Source organism: Stenotrophomonas sp. 1L-E-5-B-C3, from assembly GCF_057292075.1.
In genome coordinates, this window is sequence record NZ_JBXAWS010000010.1 from 61171 (window position 1) to 82531 (window position 21361).

General features: G+C 67.0%; 18 protein-coding genes. 7 read left to right on the top strand and 11 right to left on the bottom strand.

The features are described 5' to 3' along the window. Positions 1 to 46: 46 nt before the first annotated feature. The 7 genes from AC0Z6F_RS14015 to prpB form a co-directional block, all read right to left on the bottom strand. Positions 47 to 1507 carry a bifunctional 2-methylcitrate dehydratase/aconitate hydratase gene (locus tag AC0Z6F_RS14015; RefSeq protein WP_100435104.1) on the bottom strand — a complete coding sequence of 487 codons (1461 nt, stop codon included), beginning with the start codon at positions 1505 to 1507 and terminating at the stop codon, positions 47 to 49. A 152-nt stretch (positions 1508 to 1659) separates the two neighbouring features. Beyond that, entirely contained in the window at positions 1660 to 2838 is a 1179-nt protein-coding gene (prpF, locus tag AC0Z6F_RS14020) for a 2-methylaconitate cis-trans isomerase PrpF (RefSeq protein ID WP_100435105.1), read from the bottom strand. Positions 2839 to 2861: 23 nt separating this feature from the next. Further along, on the bottom strand, positions 2862 to 3188 hold the full coding sequence (locus AC0Z6F_RS14025; RefSeq protein ID WP_100435106.1) for a type II toxin-antitoxin system RelE/ParE family toxin: 327 nt from the start codon (positions 3186 to 3188) through the stop codon (positions 2862 to 2864). Beyond that, a complete protein-coding gene (locus AC0Z6F_RS14030; protein ID WP_006384133.1) occupies positions 3175 to 3432 on the bottom strand; it encodes a type II toxin-antitoxin system ParD family antitoxin in 258 nt (85 codons plus the stop codon). The genes AC0Z6F_RS14025 and AC0Z6F_RS14030 overlap by 14 nt, the downstream gene beginning before the upstream one ends. A 100-nt stretch (positions 3433 to 3532) precedes the next feature. Then, the gene (acnD, locus tag AC0Z6F_RS14035; RefSeq protein ID WP_485617343.1) at positions 3533 to 6151 is read right to left on the bottom strand and encodes a Fe/S-dependent 2-methylisocitrate dehydratase AcnD; all 2619 of its coding nucleotides are present in this window, start codon (positions 6149 to 6151) and stop codon (positions 3533 to 3535) included. Positions 6152 to 6248: 97 nt separating this feature from the next. Next, on the bottom strand, positions 6249 to 7406 hold the full coding sequence (gene prpC / locus AC0Z6F_RS14040) for a bifunctional 2-methylcitrate synthase/citrate synthase (RefSeq protein ID WP_006384137.1): 1158 nt from the start codon (positions 7404 to 7406) through the stop codon (positions 6249 to 6251). A 36-nt stretch (positions 7407 to 7442) separates the two neighbouring features. After that, a complete protein-coding gene (gene prpB / locus AC0Z6F_RS14045) occupies positions 7443 to 8336 on the bottom strand; it encodes a methylisocitrate lyase (RefSeq protein WP_012511842.1) in 894 nt (297 codons plus the stop codon). Between the two features lie 153 nt (positions 8337 to 8489). Between prpB and prpR the strand changes: the two genes are divergently transcribed. Beyond that, on the top strand, positions 8490 to 10073 hold the full coding sequence (prpR, locus tag AC0Z6F_RS14050; protein ID WP_006384210.1) for a propionate catabolism operon regulatory protein PrpR: 1584 nt from the start codon (positions 8490 to 8492) through the stop codon (positions 10071 to 10073). Positions 10074 to 10147: 74 nt separating this feature from the next. Here prpR and AC0Z6F_RS14055 read toward each other — a convergent pair whose 3' ends face one another. Further along, positions 10148 to 10609, bottom strand: coding sequence for a DoxX family protein (locus AC0Z6F_RS14055; protein ID WP_006384211.1), 462 nt, complete (start codon positions 10607 to 10609; stop codon positions 10148 to 10150). A 205-nt stretch (positions 10610 to 10814) separates the two neighbouring features. Next, the gene (gene pdxH, locus AC0Z6F_RS14060; RefSeq protein WP_012511844.1) at positions 10815 to 11414 is read right to left on the bottom strand and encodes a pyridoxamine 5'-phosphate oxidase; all 600 of its coding nucleotides are present in this window, start codon (positions 11412 to 11414) and stop codon (positions 10815 to 10817) included. A gap of 40 nt (positions 11415 to 11454) precedes the next feature. Here pdxH and AC0Z6F_RS14065 point away from each other — a divergent pair, with 40 nt between their 5' ends. Continuing rightward, positions 11455 to 12282, top strand: a complete 828-nt coding sequence (locus AC0Z6F_RS14065; protein WP_041864575.1) for a kinase — start codon at positions 11455 to 11457, stop codon at positions 12280 to 12282. A gap of 6 nt (positions 12283 to 12288) precedes the next feature. Here the strand turns inward: AC0Z6F_RS14065 and AC0Z6F_RS14070 are convergent, their stop codons facing one another. Then, positions 12289 to 12492 carry a dodecin family protein gene (locus tag AC0Z6F_RS14070; RefSeq protein ID WP_012511846.1) on the bottom strand — a complete coding sequence of 68 codons (204 nt, stop codon included), beginning with the start codon at positions 12490 to 12492 and terminating at the stop codon, positions 12289 to 12291. Between the two features lie 99 nt (positions 12493 to 12591). On the opposite strand from AC0Z6F_RS14070, the gene AC0Z6F_RS14075 reads away from it, so the two are divergent. The 5 genes from AC0Z6F_RS14075 (at position 12592) to mdtD (ending at position 17216) form a co-directional block, all read left to right on the top strand. Next, the gene (locus AC0Z6F_RS14075; RefSeq protein WP_006384262.1) at positions 12592 to 13134 is read left to right on the top strand and encodes a shikimate kinase; all 543 of its coding nucleotides are present in this window, start codon (positions 12592 to 12594) and stop codon (positions 13132 to 13134) included. Further along, positions 13131 to 14243: a 3-dehydroquinate synthase gene (aroB, locus tag AC0Z6F_RS14080; protein ID WP_006384265.1), complete on the top strand. Its 1113-nt coding sequence runs from the start codon at positions 13131 to 13133 to the stop codon at positions 14241 to 14243. Before AC0Z6F_RS14075 ends, aroB begins: the two co-directional genes overlap by 4 nt. 122 nt (positions 14244 to 14365) lie before the next feature. Next, the gene (locus AC0Z6F_RS14085; RefSeq protein ID WP_006384267.1) at positions 14366 to 14605 is read left to right on the top strand and encodes a WGR domain-containing protein; all 240 of its coding nucleotides are present in this window, start codon (positions 14366 to 14368) and stop codon (positions 14603 to 14605) included. A gap of 26 nt (positions 14606 to 14631) precedes the next feature. Further along, positions 14632 to 15714, top strand: a complete 1083-nt coding sequence (gene hemE, locus AC0Z6F_RS14090; RefSeq protein WP_032972140.1) for a uroporphyrinogen decarboxylase — start codon at positions 14632 to 14634, stop codon at positions 15712 to 15714. Between the two features lie 92 nt (positions 15715 to 15806). Beyond that, on the top strand, positions 15807 to 17216 hold the full coding sequence (gene mdtD, locus AC0Z6F_RS14095) for a multidrug transporter subunit MdtD (RefSeq protein ID WP_153676025.1): 1410 nt from the start codon (positions 15807 to 15809) through the stop codon (positions 17214 to 17216). A gap of 560 nt (positions 17217 to 17776) precedes the next feature. On the opposite strand, the gene AC0Z6F_RS14100 is transcribed toward mdtD, so the two are convergent. Further along, positions 17777 to 21304: a hybrid sensor histidine kinase/response regulator gene (locus AC0Z6F_RS14100; protein WP_012511850.1), complete on the bottom strand. Its 3528-nt coding sequence runs from the start codon at positions 21302 to 21304 to the stop codon at positions 17777 to 17779. Positions 21305 to 21361: the final 57 nt, after the last annotated feature.

The following is a 21361-nucleotide window of genomic DNA, read 5'->3' on the forward strand; positions in this document are numbered from 1 at the left end:
CCACGTGCCCGGCAAGCAGGCGCAGCGCCAGATCCGGCGAAGCCCCCTACCCCGGCAGGTACAGATCCACGTAGTCGGTCACCGGCATCGCCGCCAGCGCCACCGGGTCCAGCGAGGCGGCCAGGATGCGCTGCTGCTGGGCGGTCGGGAAGCGATGGGCCAGGTGCCGGCGGAACTTGTCCATCAGCAGCGGAATGCCTTCCTCGCGGCGCCGGGCATGGCCGAGCGGGTACTCCACCAGCACCTCCGGCAGTCCGCTGCCATCGTTGAAGCGCACGCTGAGGCCGTTGGCGATGCTGCGCTTGTCCGGGTCCAGGTAGTCGGCGCTGAGCTGCGGATCCTCGTGGCAAGCCATCTTTGCGCGCAATGCGTCGATGCGCGGATCGGCGGCGACGTCGTCCTCATAGTCCTCGGCCACCAGCCGCCCATGCAGCAGCGCGATGGCGATCATGTACTGCACGCAGTGGTCGCGGTCGGCCGGGTTATGCAGTGGACCCCGCTTGTCGATGATGCGGATGCAGGCGTCCTGGGTCCGGATCGCGATGTGTTCGATGTCCTCGGCGCGCCGCCCGGCCACGCGCAATTGCTGGTGCAGCGTAATCGCTGCCTCCACTGCGGTCTGGCCGTGGAACTCGGCCGGGTAGCTGATCTTGAACAGCACGTTCTCCATCACATAGCTGCCCAGCGGTCTCTCCAGCGTCAATGCCTGGCCATGCATGGACACTGCCTCGAAGCCCCAGGTCGGTGCACTGAGCACGCTCGGATAGCCCATTTCACCCGTTGCCGCGATCAGCGCCAAGCGCACGCCACGGCTGGTGGCATCGCCGGCGGCCCAGCTCTTGCGCGAGCCGGTGTTGGGCGCGTGCCGGTAGGTCCGCAGCGCCTGGCCATCGACCCAGGCCAGCGACACTGCATTGAGCATGCGTTCGCGATCAAGCCCGAGCAGCTGCGCTACCACGGCGGTGGTCGCCACCTTGACCAGCACCACATGGTCCAGCCCGACCCGGTTGAACGAATTCTTCAGCGCCAACACGCCCTGGATCTCATGCGCCTTGATCATCGCCAGCAGCACGTCCTGCACGGTCGGCGGCGGGCGGCGCAGGGCCTGCGCATTGCGTCCCAGCCAATCGCAGACGGCGAGGATGCCGCCGAGGTTGTCCGACGGGTGGCCCCATTCGGCGGCCAGCCATGTGTCGTTGAAATCCAGCCAGCGCACCATCGCGCCCAGGTTGAAGGCGGCCTGCACCGGGTCCAGCACGTAGTGCGTGCCCGGTACGCGCGCGCCGTTGACCACGCTGATGCCCGGCACCAGAGGACCGAGCAGCTTGCTGCAGGCCGGGAAGGACAGCGCTTCCAAACCGCAGCCCAGCGTGTCGAGCAGGCAGTGGTGCGCGGTCTGGAACGCCAGGGGTGAGTCGATGCGCGCGTCGCGCACGTAGTCGACGATGTCCACCAGCAGCGCATCCCACGCTGCACGCTCGTTGGATGGGGTGTGGTTATCGGACATCGTCGATCTCCTCTTCAGAAAAGCAGGTCAGGCCGCGCCTCCCGGTAGTCGCCAACCTTGGTTGGCGCTGGACATTGCCCGGGCGGTGCCAATGCCATGCCAACCAAGGTTGGCATCTACCGAAGCGTGTGATGCCAGCGCCGACCTGCTGGTTACTCGGCCGGCACCCGCACCTTGCCTTCCATCAGCACGCGGGCGCTGCGGCTCATGATGGCCTTGGTCACCGTCCACTGGCCGTCAACGAGACCGGCCTGCGCGCCCACGCGCAGCGTGCCGGAGGGGTGGCCGAAGGTCACCGCCTCGCGCTCGCCACCACCGGCCGCACGATTGACCAGGGTGCCCGGAATCGCCGCGGCAGTGCCGATCGCCACGGCGGCGGTGCCCATCATCGCGTGGTGCAGCTTGCCCATCGACAGTGCGCGCGCATGCAGGTCGATGGCCGAGGCCGGAATGGCCTTGCCGCTGGATGACACATAGTCCTGCGCCGGCGCCACGAAGGCGACCTTCGGCGTGTGCTGGCGGGTTGCCGCATCTTCCAGGTTCTTGATCAGACCCATGCGCAGCGCGCCATGCGCGCGGATGGTCTCGAACTTCTGCAGTGCGGCCTTGTCCTCATTGATCGCCGGCTGCAGCTCGGTGCCGGTGTAGCCCAGGTCGGCGGCGTTGAGGAAGATGGTCGGGATGCCCGCGGTGATCATCGTCACCTCGAAGCTGCCCACGCCGGGAACATCGAGGGTGTCGACCAGGTTACCGGTCGGGAACATCGCGCCCGCATCACCGTCATCGGACGGATCGATGAATTCCAGCTGGATCTCGGCCGCCGGGAAGGTCACGCCGTCCAGTTCGAAATCGCCGATCTCCTGCACTTCGCCATCGCGCATCGGCACGTGCGCGATGATGGTCTTGCCGATGTTGGCCTGCCAGATGCGCACGGTGCACAGGCCATCGCGCGGCACCCGGGCCGGATCGATCAGACCATTGGCAATCGCGAACGGACCCACCGCAGTGCTGAGGTTGCCGCAGTTGCCGCTCCAGTCGACGAAGGCGGTGTCGATCGACACCTGGCCATACAGGTAGTCCACGTCGTGGTCAGGCACCGAAGCGGTGGAAATGATCACGCACTTGCTGGTGCTGGAGGTGGCGCCGCCCATGCCATCGGTCTGCTTGCCATACGGATCGGGCGAGCCGATCACGCGCATCAGCAGCGCATCGCGTGCGGCGCCCGGCACCTGCGCGGCATCGGGCAGGTCCTGCAGGCGGAAGAACACGCCCTTGCTGGTGCCGCCGCGCATGTAGGTGGCGGGAATTCGGAGTTGCGGAAGAAAATTCATCGTCGGATCCAAGCGTTTGGATTTCAGGAAATGTCTTGCATCAGTGCGTCAAGGCCACGATCAACGCACCACACCCGCATGACGTCCACGCGGTCCGGCAGATCGAGGTAGTAGACGAGATAGCGTTCAAAGCCCGGAACCTGCATGAAGCGCAAGAGTGCCGGCAACTGTGCGGCGAGGTCGGCATGGCGGACGGAACCTGACGCAGGGAACATCGCAATACGTTGAAGCGTGGCCTTCAGCTCGGCGAGAAAGCGCTGACCCAGTGCCAGCCCTCCCTGTCGTGCGTACCACAGCGCGGCGTCGGCTGCGTCTGTCTCGGCCCGGGGCCTCCATTCAATCGCCTTCACGCTCCATCCTTTCGGTCAGTTCGCGACGCATCCGCTCGAATGTGGCCGCAGTCACCGGAACGGCAGGCCCAGAAGCCAGCCCCTCGGCAATCAACTGCTTGAGCAGCTCTTCAGCCTTGCTGCGCTGACGCTGGCGGATCAGGTCACGCACATAATCCGACGTACTGGAGTAGCCGCCTTCGCGCACTTCCTCGTCCACGAACTGCTTGAGCGGATCGGTCAGCGAAATGTTCATGGTGGCCATGAAACTCTCCTTTGGCAGTTTTTGCCAAGTCAGTGTGCGCCCTGCCCTGGTGTCGGACAAGCCCGCCCCCGGCCTCCGGGGGCAGGCATTCAGTCCGGCATCACGCCACCTTGGCGCCTTCCAGGAAGTCCTGGGCGAAGCGCTGCAGCACGCCGCCGGCTTCGTAGATCGCCACTTCCTCGTCGCTGTCCAGGCGGCAGGTGACCGGCACGATCACGTCCTGGCCGTCGCGGCGGTGGATGACCAGGGTCAGGTCAGCGCGCGGGGTGCGCTCGCCGATCACGTCGAAGGTCTCGGTGCCATCGATGCCCAGGGTCAGGCGGGTGGTGCCCGGCTTGAACTCCAGCGGCAGCACGCCCATGCCGATCAGGTTGGTGCGGTGAATCCGCTCGAAGCCTTCGGCCACGATCGCTTCCACGCCGGCCAGGCGCACGCCCTTGGCGGCCCAGTCGCGCGAGCTGCCCTGGCCGTAGTCGGCACCGGCGATGATGATCAGCGGCTGCTTGCGCTCCATGTAGGTCTCGATCGCTTCCCACATGCGCATCACCTTGCCTTCCGGCTCCACGCGCGCCAGCGAACCCTGCCTCACGCTGCCGTCGTCGTTGCGCACCATCTCGTTGAACAGCTTCGGGTTGGCGAACGTTGCGCGCTGCGCGGTCAGGTGGTCGCCGCGGTGGGTCGCGTAGGAATTGAAGTCCTCTTCCGGCAGGCCCATCTTCGCCAGGTATTCGCCAGCGGCACTCGAAGCCATGATCGCGTTGGACGGCGACAGGTGGTCGGTGGTGATGTTGTCCGGCAGCACGGCGAGCGCGCGCATGCCAGCCAGCGTACGCTCACCGGCCAGTGCACCCTCCCAGTACGGCGGGCGGCGGATGTAGGTACTCTGCGGGCGCCAGTCGTACAACGGGCTGACCGCCGCACCGTGCTCCACGCGTACGTTGAACATCGGGTTGTAGACGCGGCGGAACTGCTCCGGCTTCACCGAGGCCTTCACCACCGCATCGATCTCGGCGTCGCTCGGCCAGATGTCCTTCAGGCGCACTTCGTTGCCGTTGGCGTCCACGCCCAGCACGTCCTTCTCGATATCGAAGCGCACGGTACCAGCGATGGCGTAGGCGATCACCAGTGGCGGCGAGGCCAGGAAGGCCTGCTTGGCGTACGGGTGGATGCGGCCATCGAAGTTGCGGTTGCCCGACAGCACGGCCGTGGCGTACAGGTCACGGTCGATGATCTCCTGCTGGATCTTCGGGTCCAGCGCACCGCTCATGCCGTTGCAGGTAGTGCAGGCGAAGGCGACGATGCCGAAGCCGAGCTGTTCCAGGTCCGGCAGCAGGCCGGATTCTTCCAGATACAACTGCACGGCCTTGGAACCCGGCGCCAACGAGGACTTCACCCACGGCTTGCGCTGCAGGCCGCGCGCGTTGGCGTTGCGCGCCAGCAGTGCGGCGGCGATCACGTTACGCGGGTTGGAGGTGTTGGTGCAGCTGGTGATGGCGGCGATGATCACTGCGCCATCCGGCATCAGGCCCTGCGCCTGTTCGGCTTTGCCCGCTTCCAGCTTGGCCGCATCAGCAATGCCGCGCTCGGCCAGTTCGGCCACCGGCAGGCGACGGTGCGGATTGCTCGGCCCGGCCATGTTGCGCACCACGGTCGATAGATCGAAGCGCAGCACGCGCTCGTACTGCGCGTTGGCCAGATCATCGGCCCACAGGCCGGTGGTGCGGGCATAGTTCTCCACCAGCGCCACCTGCGATTCCTCGCGCCCGGTCAGGCGCAGGTACTCGGTGGTCTGCGCATCGATGTAGAACATCGCCGCAGTGGCGCCGTACTCCGGGCACATGTTGGAGATGGTGGCGCGGTCACCGATGGTCAGTGCCGCGGCACCCTCGCCGAAGAATTCAAGCCAGGCGCCCACCACGCGTTCCTTGCGCAGGAACTCGGTCAATGCCAGCACCACATCGGTGGCAGTGATGCCGGGCTGCGGCTTGCCGGCCAGCTCGACGCCGATGATGTCCGGCAGGCGCATCCACGAGGCGCGGCCCAGCATCACGTTCTCTGCTTCCAGGCCGCCAACACCAATCGCGATCACGCCCAGCGCATCCACGTGCGGGGTGTGGCTGTCGGTGCCCACGCAGGTATCCGGGAAGGCCACCCCGTTCTGCACGTAGATCACCGGCGACATCTTCTCCAGGTTGATCTGGTGCATGATGCCGTTGCCCGGCGGAATCACATCCACGTTCTCGAAGGCCAGCTTGGTCCAGTCGATGAAGTGGAAACGGTCTTCGTTGCGGCGATCCTCGATGGCGCGGTTCTTCTCGAACGCCTGCGGATCGTAACCACCGCATTCCACCGCCAGCGAGTGATCGACGATCAGCTGCACCGGCACCACCGGATTGACCTTGGCCGGGTCGCCCCCCTTGTCGGCGATCGCATCACGCAGGCCAGCCAGGTCGACCAGTGCGGTCTGGCCGAGGATGTCATGGCACACCACGCGCGCAGGGAACCACGGGAAATCCAGGTCGCGGCGGCGCTCGATCAGCTGCTTCAGCGAATCGGTCAGCGTCGCCGGATCGCAGCGGCGCACCAGGTTTTCGGCCAGCACGCGCGATACGTACGGCAGCGTGGCGTAGGCGCCGGGCTGGATCGCATCGACAGCGGCATGCGCGTCGAAATAATCCAGCGAGCTGCCGGGGAGGTTCTTGCGGTAATCGGTATTCATGGGCTGGCGGAGTGCTTGAGGCGGGCCGGGTGCCGGCGGTGCGGCGGCGAAAGCATCCGGCCGGCACGCGGCCGGCCGGATGGGTACAGCAGGTGGATCAGACGCGCTTGTCGATGGCGACGAAGTCGCGGTCTTCCGGACCGATGTAGTTGGCGCTCGGGCGGATGATCTTGCCGTCGATGCGCTGCTCGACGATGTGCGCGCTCCAGCCGGCGGTGCGGGCGATCACGAACAGGGGGGTGAACATCGCGGTCGGCACGCCCATCATGTGGTAGCTGACGGCGCTGAACCAGTCCAGGTTCGGGAACATCTTCTTGATGTCCCACATGACCGTTTCCAGGCGCTCGGCAATGTCGTACATCTTCAGGCTGGACTGCTCTTCGGACAGCTCGCGGGCCACGTCCTTGATCACCTTGTTGCGCGGATCGGACACGGTGTAGACCGGGTGGCCGAAACCAATCACCACTTCCTTGCGCTCCACGCGGGCCTTGATGTCTTCCTCGGCCTCGTCGGGATTGTCGTAGCGCTTCTGCACCTCGAAGGCCACTTCATTGGCACCGCCATGCTTGGGACCGCGCAGCGCACCGATGCCACCGCAGATCGCGCTGTACATGTCGCTGCCGGTGCCGGCGATGACGCGGCAGGCGAAGGTGGAGGCATTGAATTCGTGCTCGGCGTACAGGATCAGCGAGGTATGCATCGCCTTCACCCACGAATCCTGCGGCTTCTCGCCATGCAGCAGGTGCAGGAAGTGACCTCCGATCGAGTCATCGTCGGTTTCCACGTCGATGGCACGGCCGTTGTGGCTCCAGTGGTACCAGTACAGCAGCATCGAGCCGAGGCAGGCCATCAGCTTGTCGGCGATGTCGCGCGCGCCCGGATGGTTGTGGTCGTCCTTTTCCGGCGACACGCAGCCGAGCACGGACACGCCAGTGCGCATCACGTCCATCGGGTGCGCCGACGGCGGCAGTTCTTCCAGCGCCGCCTTCACCGCGGCCGGAATGCCACGCAGCGACTTCAGCTTGGCCTTGTACGAAACCAGCTCGGCGCGGGTCGGCAGCTTGCCGTGCACCAGCAGGTAGGCGATTTCCTCGAACTCGCTGGTGTTGGCCAGGTCCAGGATGTCGTAGCCACGGTAGTGCAGATCGTTGCCGCTGCGGCCCACGCTGCACAGCGCAGTGTTGCCGGCAGCAGTGCCGGACAGGGCGACGGACTTCTTCGGCTTGAAGGTCGGGGTTGCGGTCGTATCGTTCATGTTTTCCCTCCGAAAACTGATGGTGCAGGGTACTGCTTATTTCTTGGCGGCGAACAGTGCATCGAGCTGCTGCTCGAAGGCGTGGTAGCCGATGCGGTCATACAGCTCTTCGCGCGTCTGCATGCTCTCCACCACATTGCGCTGATGGCCATCGCGGCGCACCGCCTGGTAGACATTTTCGGCGGCCTTGTTGGCCGCACGGAACGCTGACAGCGGGAACAGCTGGATGGCCACGCCGGCCGAGGCCAGTTCATCGCGGCTGAACAGCGGGGTGGCACCGAATTCGGTGATGTTGGCCAGCACCGGCACCTTCACCGCATCGACGAAGCGGCGGTAGGTATCCAGGTCATAGGCAGCCTCGGCGAAGATGCCATCGGCACCGGCTTCGACACAGGCGATGGCGCGCTCGATGGCCTTGTCCACGCCGTCCACCTGGATGGCATCGGTGCGTGCGATCAGGAAAAAGTCCGGATCGGTCTTGGCATCGGCGGCGGCCTTCACGCGGTCGACCATTTCACCCTGCGAGACGATCTCCTTGCCCGGACGGTGGCCGCAGCGCTTGGCGCCAACCTGATCTTCGATATGGCAGGCCGCGGCGCCGGCCTTGATCAGCGACTTCACGGTGCGCGCGATGTTGAACGCGCTCGGGCCGAAACCGGTATCGATGTCGACCATCAGCGGCAGGTCGCAGACATCGGTGATGCGCCGCACGTCGATCAGCACGTCTTCCAGGGTGTTGATACCCAGGTCCGGCAGGCCCAGCGAACCAGCGGCAACGCCGCCGCCGGACAGGTAGATGGCACGGAAGCCAGCGCGCTTGGCCAGCAGCGCATGGTTGGCGTTGATCGCGCCGATCACCTGCAGCGGCGATTCGGCAGCCAGCGCCTCACGGAAGCGGGCACCGGCGGAGAATGGGGCGGAAGCGGTCATGCGGCAATCCAGGTTGAAGAACGGGAAGGTAGGCGCAAGCACCATGCCAAGCTGCAAGCGGTTGATTTCACGGGGATGACCGGCACGCAACTGTGAAACAAATGAAACATTGAAACGGATGTATCATGAAACACCCTACCCGAACCCGCCGCCATGTACCTGCCCCGATCACCCCTGCGCCACGCCGATACCGACCCCGGCCGCCCGGTGATCTGGACCGTCAGCGTCTCGCGGCTGACCGGCCTGCTCGGCGACGTCATTCCCGAGTTCGACCGCCGCGCACGCATCGAGCAGATCAACCTCGGCTTCGAGGAAGCGGTGGACGTGATCGGGCAGCGCCTGCGTCGCGAGCACTGCGATGTGGTGATCGCCGGCGGCTCCAATGCGGCGTGGCTGCGTGGTCGGCTGGAGCTGCCGCTGGTGCCGATCCAGGCCAACGGCTTCGACCTGATGGAAGCACTGGCGCGCGCGCGACGCATCGCTCCGCGCATCGGCCTGGTCACCCACGCCAGCGATGTACCAGTGTTCAGCAACTTCCAGCAGAGTTTCGGCCTGGATATCGAACATCGCCGCTTCGTCACCCGCGAGGACGCACGAGACTGCATCGCCGACCTGCGCGCCAACGGCATCGAGGTGATCGTCGGCACCGGCATGGCCATCGACCATGCAGAACAGGCCGGTCTGCCCGGGGTGCTGCTGTATTCGGCCGACTCGGTGCGGCAGGCGTTCGAACATGCGCTGGAACTGACCCAGACCCTGGCACGTTCCGGCAGCAACCGCCCTGCCCCGCGCCGGCGCCCGGCAGCGCGTGCCGATGCGCATGAACTACTCGGCGACAGCGACGCGATGGCGCAGGTGCGCGCGCAGATCGCGCTCTACGCCCCACATGACAGCACCGTGCTGGTCAGCGGCGAAACCGGCACCGGCAAGGAACTGGTGGCGCGCCAGCTGCACGCCGCCAGCGGTCGTCGCGGACGCTTCGTGGCACTGAACTGCGGCGCGATCAGCGAATCGCTGCTGGAAGCGGAGCTGTTCGGCTACAGCGATGGCGCCTTCACCGGCGCGCGGCGTGGTGGCCGTGTTGGCCTGGTCGAGGCGGCAGATGGCGGCACCCTGTTCCTGGACGAAATCGGCGAACTGCCGCTACCGCTGCAGACCCGACTGCTGCGGGTGCTGGAGGAACGCGAAGTGCTGCGCGTCGGCGCCACCGAACCCACGCCCGTGGATCTGCGCGTCGTCGCTGCCACGCTGCAGTCACTGGAACAACGTGCCGCCGCCGGAAGTTTCCGCCGTGATCTGTATTACCGCCTGGCCGCGCTGCGTATCGCGCTGCCTTCGCTGCGTGCGCGGCACAGCGATATCCCGCTGTTGGCGCAGCACTTCTTCCGCCAGCTGCGTGGCATCGATGCGCCACTGGATGAGGACGCACTGGCGGTACTGACCGCCGCCGAGTGGCCCGGCAACGTGCGCGAACTGCGCAACCTGGTCGATCGCCTGCGCATCCACTGGCAGCCGGGTGAAGGGCTGATCGATGCCGCGCGACTGTTGCGGCTTGCACCTGAGCTGGTGAATGAGGGCACTGCAGCCTTGCCGGTGGAAAGCAACGGCAAGCGCCCGCCGCGTGCGCAGCTGGAAGCGCTGTTGCAGGAACACCGCAATGACCGCGAGGGGATGGCGCAGGCGCTGGGCGTCTCACGCACCACGCTGTGGCGCTGGCTGCGCGCGGAAGGCCTGTAGAGCCGAGCCCATGCTCGGCTGATCTTCCCGCAGAAGCAGCCGAGCATGGGCTCGGCTCTACAGGGTGCGTGCCGTCAGCGTGACCAACGCGCCTCTATCGCAAACCGGCCACTCCCCACCGCCGCAATCCAAAGCAGCAGCACCCCAAGCGGCACTTCGCTGAGGTAGAAGAACCAGCTCAACCAATCCGGCACGCTCAGCCCGGCCGGAATGCGTGCGATGCCATCGGTCAATGCGGCCACCGCGCAGATGCCCGCCAGCAGCAATGCCGAAGGGCGACTGAGCAGCCCCAGCACCAGCAGTCCACCGGCAATCCATTCAATCACACCCAGCACCGGCGCACTGAATACCGGGAACGGAATCCCCGCATCGACCAACGTATGCACCATGCGCTCGCGCCCGGCGTCGGTGAACACCTTGTTCCAGCCGGAGACGCAGAACATCACACCGGCGACGATGCGGGCAAGCAGCAGCAGGTAAGCCTCCACGCCACGACGCGGTGATGGCACGGCAAACAGGCAACGCCAGGAGGGCATGGCAACTCCACAGATTGAAGGCTTCGATTGGAGTGTGCCCGCCAGCTACCTGCTCATACATGAAGCTGACCAGTCCACTCGCAAAAAGCGTGGACTTCTGTAGAGCCGAGCCCGCGCTCAGCTGATGCTCTCGAAGGAGCAGCCGAGCGTGGGCTCGGCTCTACAACAGGCCTCCAACAACCAGCAGGCGTTGCATCGGGCAGCCTTACGGATACAGCAGGCGCTTGCTCCAGCGCCCTTCAGCCCCGGCCTCATAGCACCAGCGCTCATGCAGGCGGAATTGCGCGCCGTACCAGAACTCGATGCGGTCGGGCACCACGCGCAGGCCGCTCCAGCCATCCGGGCGCGGCACGTCCTTGCCTTCGAAGCGGGCTTCGATCTCGGCCACGCGTGCGTCGAATTCCTCGCGCGTCGACAGCGTCTTCGACTGCTGCGAGGCCCAGGCGCCGACCTGGCTCAAGCGCGGGCGGCTGGCGAAGTAGGCATCAGCCTCGGCATCAGCGACCTGCTCGACACGGCCTTCGATGCGCACCTGGATGCCGGCCTCGCGCAGGCTGCGCCACAGGAACAGCAGTGCGGCCTGCGGATTGGCCTGAAGTTCCTGGCCCTTGTGGCTGTCCAGATGGGTGTAGAAGACAAAGCCACGCTCGTCGAAGGCCTTCAGCAGCACGGTACGCGCCGAGGGACGGCCCTGCGTATCGGCGGTGGCCACGGTCATCGCATTCGGCTCGACCTCGCGGCTCTGCTTGGCCTCCTCGAACAGGCCGGCAAACGTGGACAGGGCTTCGGCGTACAGGTCGCTCATGATTGCGTTCTTCTCACACGGATTGGGCTATTGTGGCTGCATGGTCGCTGCTGCGTATATGCCCCAGGTGAAAGGATTCCCCGAAACATTGGCCGAACAGGCGCTGGACGATGCGCTGGCCAGCGATGCAGCAGTTCCAGTATTGGCGATCAGCGGTCTGCAGGGGAGCGGCAAATCGACGCTGGCCGCGCAGGTGGTGGCGCGCGCCCAGGCACGTGGCCTGAACGCGGCCACGCTGTCGATCGATGATGTCTACCTGACCCGCGCACAGCGCCAACGGCTGGCCCGCCAGGTGCACCCATTGCTGATCACCCGCGGCCCGCCCGGCACCCACGACCTGCCGCTGGCCCACGCCGTACTGGACGCGGTGGCCGCACGCCAGCCCTTCGCGATGCCGCGCTTCGACAAGCTCGCCGACGAGCGCCTGCCCGAGGCTCAGTGGCCGCAGCTGCAGCAGCCATTGGACCTGCTGGTGTTCGAAGGCTGGTTCCTCGGCACACCGGCGCAGGATGACAACGCACTGGACAGCCCGTTGAACGCGCTGGAACGCGAGGCCGACGCCGATGGTCGTTGGCGCCGCTGGTGCAACCAGGCACTGGCCCGCGACTACCCGGCGTTGTGGCAGCGCTGCGACCGCCTGTGGTTCCTGCAGCCGCCGGATTTTTCGGTGGTGCCGCGCTGGCGCTGGCAGCAGGAGCAGAACCTGCAGGCGGCGCAGCCGGGCCGGCACGGCATGAGCCGGCCGCAGCTGGAGCGCTTCGTGCAGTATTACGAGCGGGTCAGCCGGCAGGCACTGCATGCCCTGCCCGGCCTGGCCGACCACGTGGTGGTGCTGGACGGCCAGCGCCAGGTGCAGGCGGTGCGCTGAGGGCGCCTATTCCACCAGGAACGTCACCCGCAGATTGACCCGCCATTCGGTGATTTCGCCGTTGCCATCGGTCACCACCTTGGTTTCGTTGATCCAGGCGCCCTGGATGCCCTTGACCGTCCCGGATACCTTCTTCAAGCCACTGCGCACGGCATCCTCCACGCTCTTGGGCGAGGACGCATTGATTTCGATGACCTTGGCGACCGTCATGACTGCTGCTCCGTCAGGCGCGGGAGAGCCCCGCAGTAACGCCCAGCCTGACGTGAAGAACGTAAAGGCCAAGGCACGGAGGTGTTAGGATCAGAGGGCATGAATCCTGCTCCGAACCTGATCCTGATCGGCCCGATGGGCGCCGGTAAAACCTGCATCGGCCGCCGCCTGGCCGAGCGCTTCACGCTGGACTTCGTCGATGTCGACCAGGCCATCGTCGATGCCGCCGGCGCCAGCATCCCGACCATCTTCGAGCACTCGGGCGAAACCGGCTTCCGCAGCCATGAGCGTGAGGCGCTTGCTCGCGTACTGGAAGGCCGTGGCCAGCTGGTCTCCACCGGTGGCGGCGCCGTACTGGATCCGGACAACCGTGCACTGATCGCCCGGCGCGGCTTCGTGGTCTACCTCCGGGTCAGCGTGGCCGAACAGCTGGAGCGCCTGGCCCGCGACAAGGGCCGGCCGCTGCTGCAGCGCCCTGACCGCGAGCAGGTGCTGCACGATCTGGCCGCACACCGCGACCCGCTGTACCGCGAGCTGGCCGACCTCATCCTCGATACCGACCCGTACACCGCTGCCGATGCGACCGCCCAGCTGGTGGTCAAGCTGGCCACGCAATGGCAGCGCCAGGACCTGACCGCATGACTTCCCCCGCCCTGTTGCAGGTCGCCGTTGGCGGCGACCGCCCCTACTCCATCACCATCGGCGCTGGCGCGCAGGCCGACGGCACCGCGCTGGCCTCGCATGTGCGCGGCCGCCACGTGCTTTTGCTCAGCGACAGCGAAGTGGCTCCGCGCTACCTGGCCGCCGTGAAGCAGACGCTGCTGGCCGCACGCCCCGACCTGATCGTCGGCGAGCACGTGCTGGCCGCCGGCGAAGCCTCCAAGACCCTGGCCGAATTCGGCCGCACGATCGAAGCGCTGGCCGCGCTCGGCGCCACCCGAGATGCCTGCGTGTTCGCCCTCGGCGGCGGCGTGGTTGGTGACCTCGCCGGATTCGCCGCCGCCTGCTGGATGCGCGGCGTGGACTGCGTGCAACTGCCGACCACCCTGCTGGCGATGGTCGATTCGTCGGTGGGCGGCAAGACCGCGGTCGACATTCCAGCCGGCAAGAACCTGGTCGGCGCGTTCCATCCCCCCCGCGCGGTGATCGCCGATACCCTCGTGCTGGCCACCCTGCCGTCGCGCGAACTGCGCGCTGGCCTGGCCGAAGTGGTGAAGTACGGTGCACTGGGCGACGCGGTGTTCTTCGAATGGCTGCAGCAGCACGCCGATGCGCTGCTGGCCGGCGAGGATGCAGTGCTGGCCGAGGCCATCGCGCGCAGCTGCCGGCACAAGGCCGCCATCGTCGAGCGCGATCCGTTCGAGAAAGGCGAGCGCGCCCTTCTCAACCTTGGCCACACCTTCGGCCACGCCATCGAGACCGAACAGGGCTACTCCGCTCCCGGCCGCGATGCACTGAACCATGGCGAGGCGGTGGCGGTGGGCATGGTGCTGGCGGCGAAGCTGTCCACCGACCTGGGCCTGGCCGAGGATGCCGACCGTGCACGCCTGCAGATGCTACTGGAACGCCTCGGCCTGCCGGTGGCGATCCCGGCCGGACTGGACCCGCAGGCCCTGCTCGGCCGCATGCGGCTGGACAAGAAGAACGTGGCCGGCCGCCTGCGCCTGGTGCTGTGGCGCGGCATCGGCCGTGCTGAAGTGGTGCCGGACGTGGACGAGGCGGCGGTGCTGAAGGTGCTGGGCGCGGCCTGACCGTTTCCGTGTTCGCCGGGCATGGCCCGGCGCTACCGGGGAGGTTTCATGAAGTTGCCGGCCAACGGCCGGCACGACCGCGTTGCGGCCGGGGTCACCCTGGCCCCGCTACAATCGGCGCCATGCACGTTTACCTGCAACATCCCGACGCCGGTGCGCAGGCACCGCGCTTCCTGCGCCTGATCCTGCAGCCGGACCTGTTCGGCGGCTGGGAGCTGCTGCGCGAGAGCGGTCGCGCCGGTGGTCGCTCGCAGCTGCGGCGCGAGCTGTTCCTGCAGGCCGACGAAGCCCGCCATGCCTTCGAGAAGGCCCGCGATGCCGAACTGCATCGCGGCTTCCAGATTCTTCCGCACGGCGACTGACGCCGCTGCCAACTTTCGCCCAAGGAATGCCCATCGTGACCAGCCCTCTCCGCAACGATCGCCTGCTGCGCGCCCTGCGCCGCGAACCGGTGGACTGCACCCCCGTCTGGCTGATGCGCCAGGCCGGCCGCTACCTGCCGGAGTACCGCGCGACCCGGGCCAAGGCCGGCAGCTTCCTGGCCATGGCCAAGAACCCGGAGATCGCCTGCGAAGTCACCCTGCAGCCGCTGCGCCGCTTCCCGCTGGACGCTGCGATCCTGTTCTCGGACATCCTCACCATTCCCGATGCGATGGGCCTGGAGCTGTACTTCGTCGAAGGCGAAGGCCCGAAGTTCCGCCACCCGGTGCGTGATGAAGCCGCCATCGCCAAGCTGGCGGTCCCGGACATGGAACAGGACCTGGGCTACGTGATGGACGCGGTGCGCCTGATCCGCCGTGAGCTGGACGGCCAGGTGCCGCTGATCGGTTTCTCCGGCAGCCCGTGGACGCTGGCCTGCTACATGGTGGAAGGCGGCGGCAGCAAGGACTTCGCGCGGATCAAGGCGATGGCACTGAACCATCCGCAGGCCCTGCACCACCTGCTGGAGGTCACCACCGAGGCGGTCATCGCCTACCTTGGCGCGCAGCGCGCGGCCGGTGCACAGGCACTACAGGTGTTCGACACCTGGGGTGGCGTGCTGTCGCCGTCGATGTACCGCGAGTTCTCGCTGCGCTACCTGCAGCGCATCGCCGAGGGCCTGGATCGCGGCGAAGGCAACGAGCGCACGCCGCTGATCCTGTTCGGCAAGGGCACCGGCCTGCACCTGGAGGCGCTGTCGCAGACCGGTGCCGATGCACTCGGCCTGGACTGGACGCTGGACCTGGACGAAGCGATGCGCCGCACCGGTGGTCGCGTCGCCCTGCAGGGCAACCTCGACCCGACCACCCTGTACGCCTCGCCGGATGCGATCGCCGCCGCAGCAGCACGCGTGCTCGACACCTATGCCGCCGGCAACGGCGGTTCGCGCGAGGGCCATGTGTTCAACCTCGGCCACGGCATGTCGCCGGACATGGACCCGGCGCACGTGCAGGTGCTGGTCGACGCGGTGCACGCGCACAGCCAGCGCTGAGCATTGCGCATGCGGTTGCGGCGCGATGTTGATCGCGCCGTGACCCGCAGTGCGCGATCATGGCGTCCCCCACGCTGCACCGGCCACACCCCATGTCTACATCGCCATCGACCTACAACCGCCAGCGCCCCCTGCTGTGGCTGGTTTCGTTGGCGATCTTCATGCAGATGCTGGACTCGACCATCGTCAACACGGCCTTGCCGGCGATGGCGGCCAGCCTGGGCGAAAGCCCGCTGCAGATGCAGTCGGTGGTGTTCAGCTACGCATTGGCGGTAGCCACCTTCATTCCCGCCTCCGGATGGATCGCCGACCGCTACGGCACGCGTCGTACCTTCCTGGTAGCGATCATCCTGTTCACCCTCGGCTCGCTGGCCTGCGCGCTGGCCCAGCACCTGCACCAGCTGGTTGGGGCACGTGTGCTGCAGGGTATCGGCGGTGCGATGCTGCTGCCGGTCGGCCGCCTGGCAGTGATGCGTTCGGTGCCACGCGAGGACTTCCTGCGCGCGATGAGCTTCATAGCCATCCCGGCACTGGTCGGCCCGTTGATCGGCCCGACGTTGGGTGGCTGGCTGGTCGAGATCGCGTCGTGGCACTGGGTGTTCCTGATCAACCTGCCGATCGGCGTGATCGGTTTCATCGCCGCGATGAAGATCATGCCCGACCACTACGCCAGCCATCGCACCCGTTTCGACCTGCGCGGCTACATCACGCTGGCCTTTGCGATGGTGGTGCTGTCGCTGGCGCTGGACGGCATTTCCGGGCTCGGAACGCCACATGCGCTGGTGATGCTGATGACCGTGGCCGGCCTGGCCGCACTGGTCGGTTACTGGCTGCATGCCGCCAACTCCACCGCGCCGTTGTTCTCGCTGGCCCTGTTCCGCGTGCCCAGCTACCGCATCGGCATCCTTGGCAACCTGTTCTCGCGCATCGGCAGCAGCGCCATGCCGATGCTGATCCCGCTGCTGCTGCAGGTCGGCCTGGGCCTGGGCCCGATGAACGCCGGCCTGATGATGGTGCCAGTGGCGGCGGCCGGCATGGTGTCGAAGAAGCTGGCGGTGAAGCTGGTCGAGCGCTACGGCTACCGCCGCGTGCTGATGGTCAACACCGTGCTGGTGGGCCTGGCGATGGCCAGCTTCATCCTGATGACACCCGGCCAGCACCTGGCCTGGCGCCTGCTGCAGCTGGCCTTCTTCGGTGCGGTCAATTCGCTGCAGTTCACCGTGATGAACACCGTGACCCTGCGTGATCTGGATCGCGAGTTCGCCAGTTCCGGCAACAGCCTGCTGTCGATGGTGATGATGCTCGCCGCCGGTTTCGGTGCCGCGGCGGCCGGCAGCCTGCTGGCCGCGTTCGGCAATCACCTGGACAGCGACAGTGCGACGTCGGCGCTGCACGCCACCTTCCTGTGCGTGGGTGCGATCACCCTGACCTCGACGATGATCTTCTGGCAGCTGCCGGACACCAAGCCCGAACCGCGGCAGGTCGAGCACGTCGCGGAGTGAGGGGGTTCGGCAGGGTTGCACCCTGCACCCGCAGAGGCCCAACCCGAAGCAACAGCAACAGCAACAGCGAGCATTCCGTGGGATGGCGGGGCGGTGTGGGCTTGCAGGACACGCCGTAAACCCGTCCATGGGGGCTCGATGGCGCCATCCATGGCGCCAACGGTCCTGCAAGCCCACACCGCCCCACCTCTGACAGGTTCACGCGGCTGTGGGTAACGGCGACTGTTGGAACGCGCGGTTGTTGGTAGGTGTCGACCTTGGTCGACACATCTGTCAGATATCGAATTCCAGATTGGGGTCAGAGCCCGTTGCGCGCCAACGGGATCCGACCCCGTGCTCCGACAGATCGCGGAAAACTGTCGAAGGCGGAGAGGGTCCGGTTGCGGGAGTGTCCGCTGCATGGATGCCGCGGCCAAGTTCCGGGGGTCACTTCATGGACGGGTTTACGGCGTCTCCCGCCACCGGACCCACCCCGCCATCCCACAGGAATCCAGCCTTTGCTTCGGCTGTTGCCGTTGCTCCGACGGGTAGCAGGTGCAGGGCCGCAGGCCCTGCCGAACCTACCTGCCCATGATCCTGGCAATCGCTTCCACCAGCAGCTCCCCGGTCACCGGCTTGCGCAGGAAGCCACCGATACCGGCCGCTTCCACCTGCTGCTGCAGGTCCGGGTCGGTACGCGCGGTCACCGCCAGCAGCGGCAGCATGTAGCCCTGGTTGCGCAGGTGCTGGGCCAGCTCGAAACCACTCAGTCCCGGCAGGTCCAGGTCCAGCAGGCCGACGTCGAAGTCACCGGCACTGATCTCGCGCAACGCCGCCAGCGCGTGGCCGGCATGTACCACGTCATGCCCACGCGCGCTCAACAGTCCGCGCACCACGTCGGCCACGGTGGCGTCGTCCTCCACCAGCAGCACCCGCAACGGCGGCATGTTCGCCGCTTCTTCGCGGTGCGCTTCGCCAGCGGCTTCGGCATCGGCGTCGACCACCAGCGGCAACGGCAGGGTCACGCCGAAACAGGTGCCCCGGCCCAGCTGGCTCTCGACCTGGATCCGGCCCTGCATGGCCTGCGCCAGCTCGCGGCAGATCGCCAGGCCCAGGCCGCTGCCGCCGTACTGCGCGGCGGTGCGCGCACCGTCGGCCTGCTCGAAGCGGCGGAACAGGCGTTGCTGTTGCTCCTGGCTGATGCCAGGACCGGTATCGCGCACCTCGAAGTGCAGCGCGCGCAGTTCACCATCGCTGCGCGCGTGCAGGGTGATGGTGCCGCGGCTGGTGAACTTCACCGCGTTCGACAGCAGGTTGAGCAGGATCTGGCGGACCCGCATCGCATCACCGGTCGCCTGCAGCCCCGGTGGCAACTGGTTGTCCAGGGTGAAGCGCAGGCCCTTCTGCGCGGCCAGCGGCCCCATCAACGCGGCCAGATCCTGCAGCAGGCGACTCAACGCGAACGGCTTGGACTGCAGTTCCAATCTGCCCGATTCGATCCGCGCCAGGTCCAGCGCATCATTGACCAGATGCAGCAGGTGTTCACCGGCGTGGCGGATCGACTGCGTGTAGCCGCGCTGCTGCGGATCCAGCGGCGAGGCCAGCAGCAGTTCGCTCATGCCCAGCACACCGGTCATCGGCGTGCGGATCTCATGGCCGAGGTTGGCCAGGAAACGGGTCTTGGCGGCGGAGGCCTGTTCGGCCAGCTCCTGCTTGTGCAGCGCCAGCTGGTAGGCATGGCGACGCTGCAGGCGGCGGCGATACAGCCAGGCGAACCAGCTGGTCAGCAGCAGTGCGATCGACGCCAGCACCAGCAACCCGGACAGGCTGCGCCACCACGGCGGCTGCACGCGGAACTCCAGGCTCTGCACCCGCGACCAGACATGGTCGGCCGAGCGCGCCTGCACTTCCAGGCGATAGCTGCCCGGTGGCAGCCGCGAGAACAGGCGCTCACCGGCCGGCCCCACTTCAACCCAGTCCGGGTCGTAACCGGCCAGCCGGTAGCGATAGGTGTTGGAGGCCGAATCCGCAAACGACAGCAGGCGCGCGACGATGCGCAGGTCGCGGTCGCCATCGGCAATCTGCAACGGCGTGTCATGAGTGAGGTCCAGCACCTGCTCGTTGCGGCGCACCTCGACACGCTCGATCACCAGCGGTGCACGCCGCACCGACGGCCGCACCTGTTCCGGGTCGAACACCACCACGCCGGCCGGCGTGCCCGCCACCAGGTGCCCGTCGCCCGAGGTCGTCAGTGTGTGCTCGCGAAACTCCTGGCTGGGCAGGCCGTCGTGCACGCCATACAGACGCACGCTCTGGCCATCGGCACCCACCCGCACCAGCCCACGTGCACTGGTTGCCCAGGCCACGCCCTGCGCGTCGACCACCAGGCCAGAGGCGGAGATCGCCGGATAGCCCTGCTCGGCACCGATCACAGCCTGCCGTTCCAGGCGCCCCTGGCTCCAGCGATAGCGCGACAGGCGCCCGTCTTCGGACAGCCAGACCTGGCCATCGCGGCCCACGTGCAGTGCGTGGATCGCCGTGGCCGGTGCACCGGGCACCGGCTGGAATCGTTCGCTCTCCGGCAACCACTGCAGCAGGCCACGGCTGCTGGCCAGCCAGATGTGGTCCTGCGGGCCACATTCCACGTCGAGGTTGAGTTGCCCCTGCTGCAATCCACGCTGGCCATTGTCCAGCTGCCGGCGCAGGCGCCCATCCAGATCACGCTGCTGCAGGCCGGCCGGCAGCATCAGCCAGAGGCTGTCGCCATCGCAGGTCATCATCGATTCGATGACCCCTTCCATGGTCGCGTCGGCGCCAGCGTCACGGCCCCACCGGCGCAGGTCGCGACGCTTGGGGTCGTAGCGCATCAGCGCGTCGGTCGAGCCGATCCAGACCTGGCCACGCCGGTCCTCGCGCACCGAGGTCAGCCAGTACATGCCATTGACCCAGGTGCGGTGCTGCTCGATCCTGCCGGTCTTCGGGTCGAAACGGTCCAGCGCGCCGTGGCTGCCCACCGTCCAGATGCCGCCATTGCTGGAGGGACTGGTCCCGAGCACGAAAGCATTGCGCAGCGAACTGGCATCGTCCTCCAGCCGCGACAGCACCGAGAACTGCCACCAGCGCGGCAGCAGGTGCCACAGGCCTGCATTGGTGCTGGCCAGCCAGATGCCGCCTTCGCGGTCCTCGTAGGCGCCGGTCCAGTTCGGCCGTACCGGGCCGCGCGCAACCGCGCTGTACAGCGGAACGGTCTGGTACTGGCCGTCCACGGCCCGGCCCAGGCCACTGCGGGTATCCAGCCAATGCCCGCCCTGCTCGTCGCGCAACATCATGCCGAGCACCTGCTCGCCCTGCGGCAGCTTCCACGGCAACGTTTCGAAACGACCATCGGGACGACGCACGGTGGCGCCGGCCATCGTGCTGATCCACAGGCTGCCGTCAGGTTCGCTGGTCAGGCCGTTGATCAGCAGGCTGGGAATCACGTCGGCGCCGATGCGCTCGAAATCGGTGCCGGTCCAGCGCGCCACGCCATGCTTGGTACCAACCCACAGGCTGCCATCGGCCAGCGTGACCAGGTACGGCACCGACGCAGCAGGCAGGCTGCGCGGATTGTTCGCCTCCGGCAGGAAGCGCTGCAGGCGGTCCTGGCTGTCCAGGCGGTACAGGCCGCCTTCGTGGGTACCGAACCAGATCGAGCCGTCAGGCGTGGTTGCCAGGCTCCAGATGGTGTTGGTGCCCATCAGCGGCTGGCTGCTGCGGTCGTAGAAATGCAGTTGCCGGCGGTCGGCCGACATCCGCACCAGGCCGGCGTTCTCGGTACCGATCCAGAGTTGGTTGCGCGCATCCACCAGCACCGTCCAGATGCGGTTGTCGCGCAGCCCGTCTTCCGAGCGCCAGATCCGGTAGTTGCGGCCGTCGTAGCGGGCCAGACCGTCATTGGTGGCGATCCACAGGTAGCCGTAGCGGTCCTCGGCCATGCGGTTGACGGTATTGGATGGCAGGCCATCGAACACCGTTACCTGGCGCGGGCTCGGCGGTACCGGCTGCGCCGCAGCAGGCGACAGGCAGCACAGGAGGACCAGCAGCAGCATCGCCGCCCGCAGATACACCACCGATTGCCTCCTCACGCTGCTTCTGATGGATTCCCGCGCTGCGGGCGTCGGCATGGT

Excerpts from the sequence above, each read along its gene's own strand:
- AC0Z6F_RS14015 (WP_100435104.1), bottom strand. The coding sequence starts at position 1,507 with ATGTCCGATAACCACACCCCATCCAACGAGCGTGCAGCGTGGGATGCG.
- prpF (WP_100435105.1), bottom strand. The coding sequence starts at position 2,838 with ATGAATTTTCTTCCGCAACTCCGAATTCCCGCCACCTACATGCGCGGC.
- AC0Z6F_RS14030 (WP_006384133.1), bottom strand. The coding sequence starts at position 3,432 with ATGGCCACCATGAACATTTCGCTGACCGATCCGCTCAAGCAGTTCGTG.
- acnD (WP_485617343.1), bottom strand. The coding sequence starts at position 6,151 with ATGAATACCGATTACCGCAAGAACCTCCCCGGCAGCTCGCTGGATTAT.
- prpC (WP_006384137.1), bottom strand. The coding sequence starts at position 7,406 with ATGAACGATACGACCGCAACCCCGACCTTCAAGCCGAAGAAGTCCGTC.
- prpB (WP_012511842.1), bottom strand. The coding sequence starts at position 8,336 with ATGACCGCTTCCGCCCCATTCTCCGCCGGTGCCCGCTTCCGTGAGGCG.
- prpR (WP_006384210.1), top strand. The coding sequence starts at position 8,490 with ATGTACCTGCCCCGATCACCCCTGCGCCACGCCGATACCGACCCCGGC.
- AC0Z6F_RS14055 (WP_006384211.1), bottom strand. The coding sequence starts at position 10,609 with ATGCCCTCCTGGCGTTGCCTGTTTGCCGTGCCATCACCGCGTCGTGGC.
- pdxH (WP_012511844.1), bottom strand. The coding sequence starts at position 11,414 with ATGAGCGACCTGTACGCCGAAGCCCTGTCCACGTTTGCCGGCCTGTTC.
- AC0Z6F_RS14065 (WP_041864575.1), top strand. The coding sequence starts at position 11,455 with ATGGTCGCTGCTGCGTATATGCCCCAGGTGAAAGGATTCCCCGAAACA.
- AC0Z6F_RS14070 (WP_012511846.1), bottom strand. The coding sequence starts at position 12,492 with ATGACGGTCGCCAAGGTCATCGAAATCAATGCGTCCTCGCCCAAGAGC.
- AC0Z6F_RS14075 (WP_006384262.1), top strand. The coding sequence starts at position 12,592 with ATGAATCCTGCTCCGAACCTGATCCTGATCGGCCCGATGGGCGCCGGT.
- aroB (WP_006384265.1), top strand. The coding sequence starts at position 13,131 with ATGACTTCCCCCGCCCTGTTGCAGGTCGCCGTTGGCGGCGACCGCCCC.
- AC0Z6F_RS14085 (WP_006384267.1), top strand. The coding sequence starts at position 14,366 with ATGCACGTTTACCTGCAACATCCCGACGCCGGTGCGCAGGCACCGCGC.
- hemE (WP_032972140.1), top strand. The coding sequence starts at position 14,632 with ATGCCCATCGTGACCAGCCCTCTCCGCAACGATCGCCTGCTGCGCGCC.
- mdtD (WP_153676025.1), top strand. The coding sequence starts at position 15,807 with ATGTCTACATCGCCATCGACCTACAACCGCCAGCGCCCCCTGCTGTGG.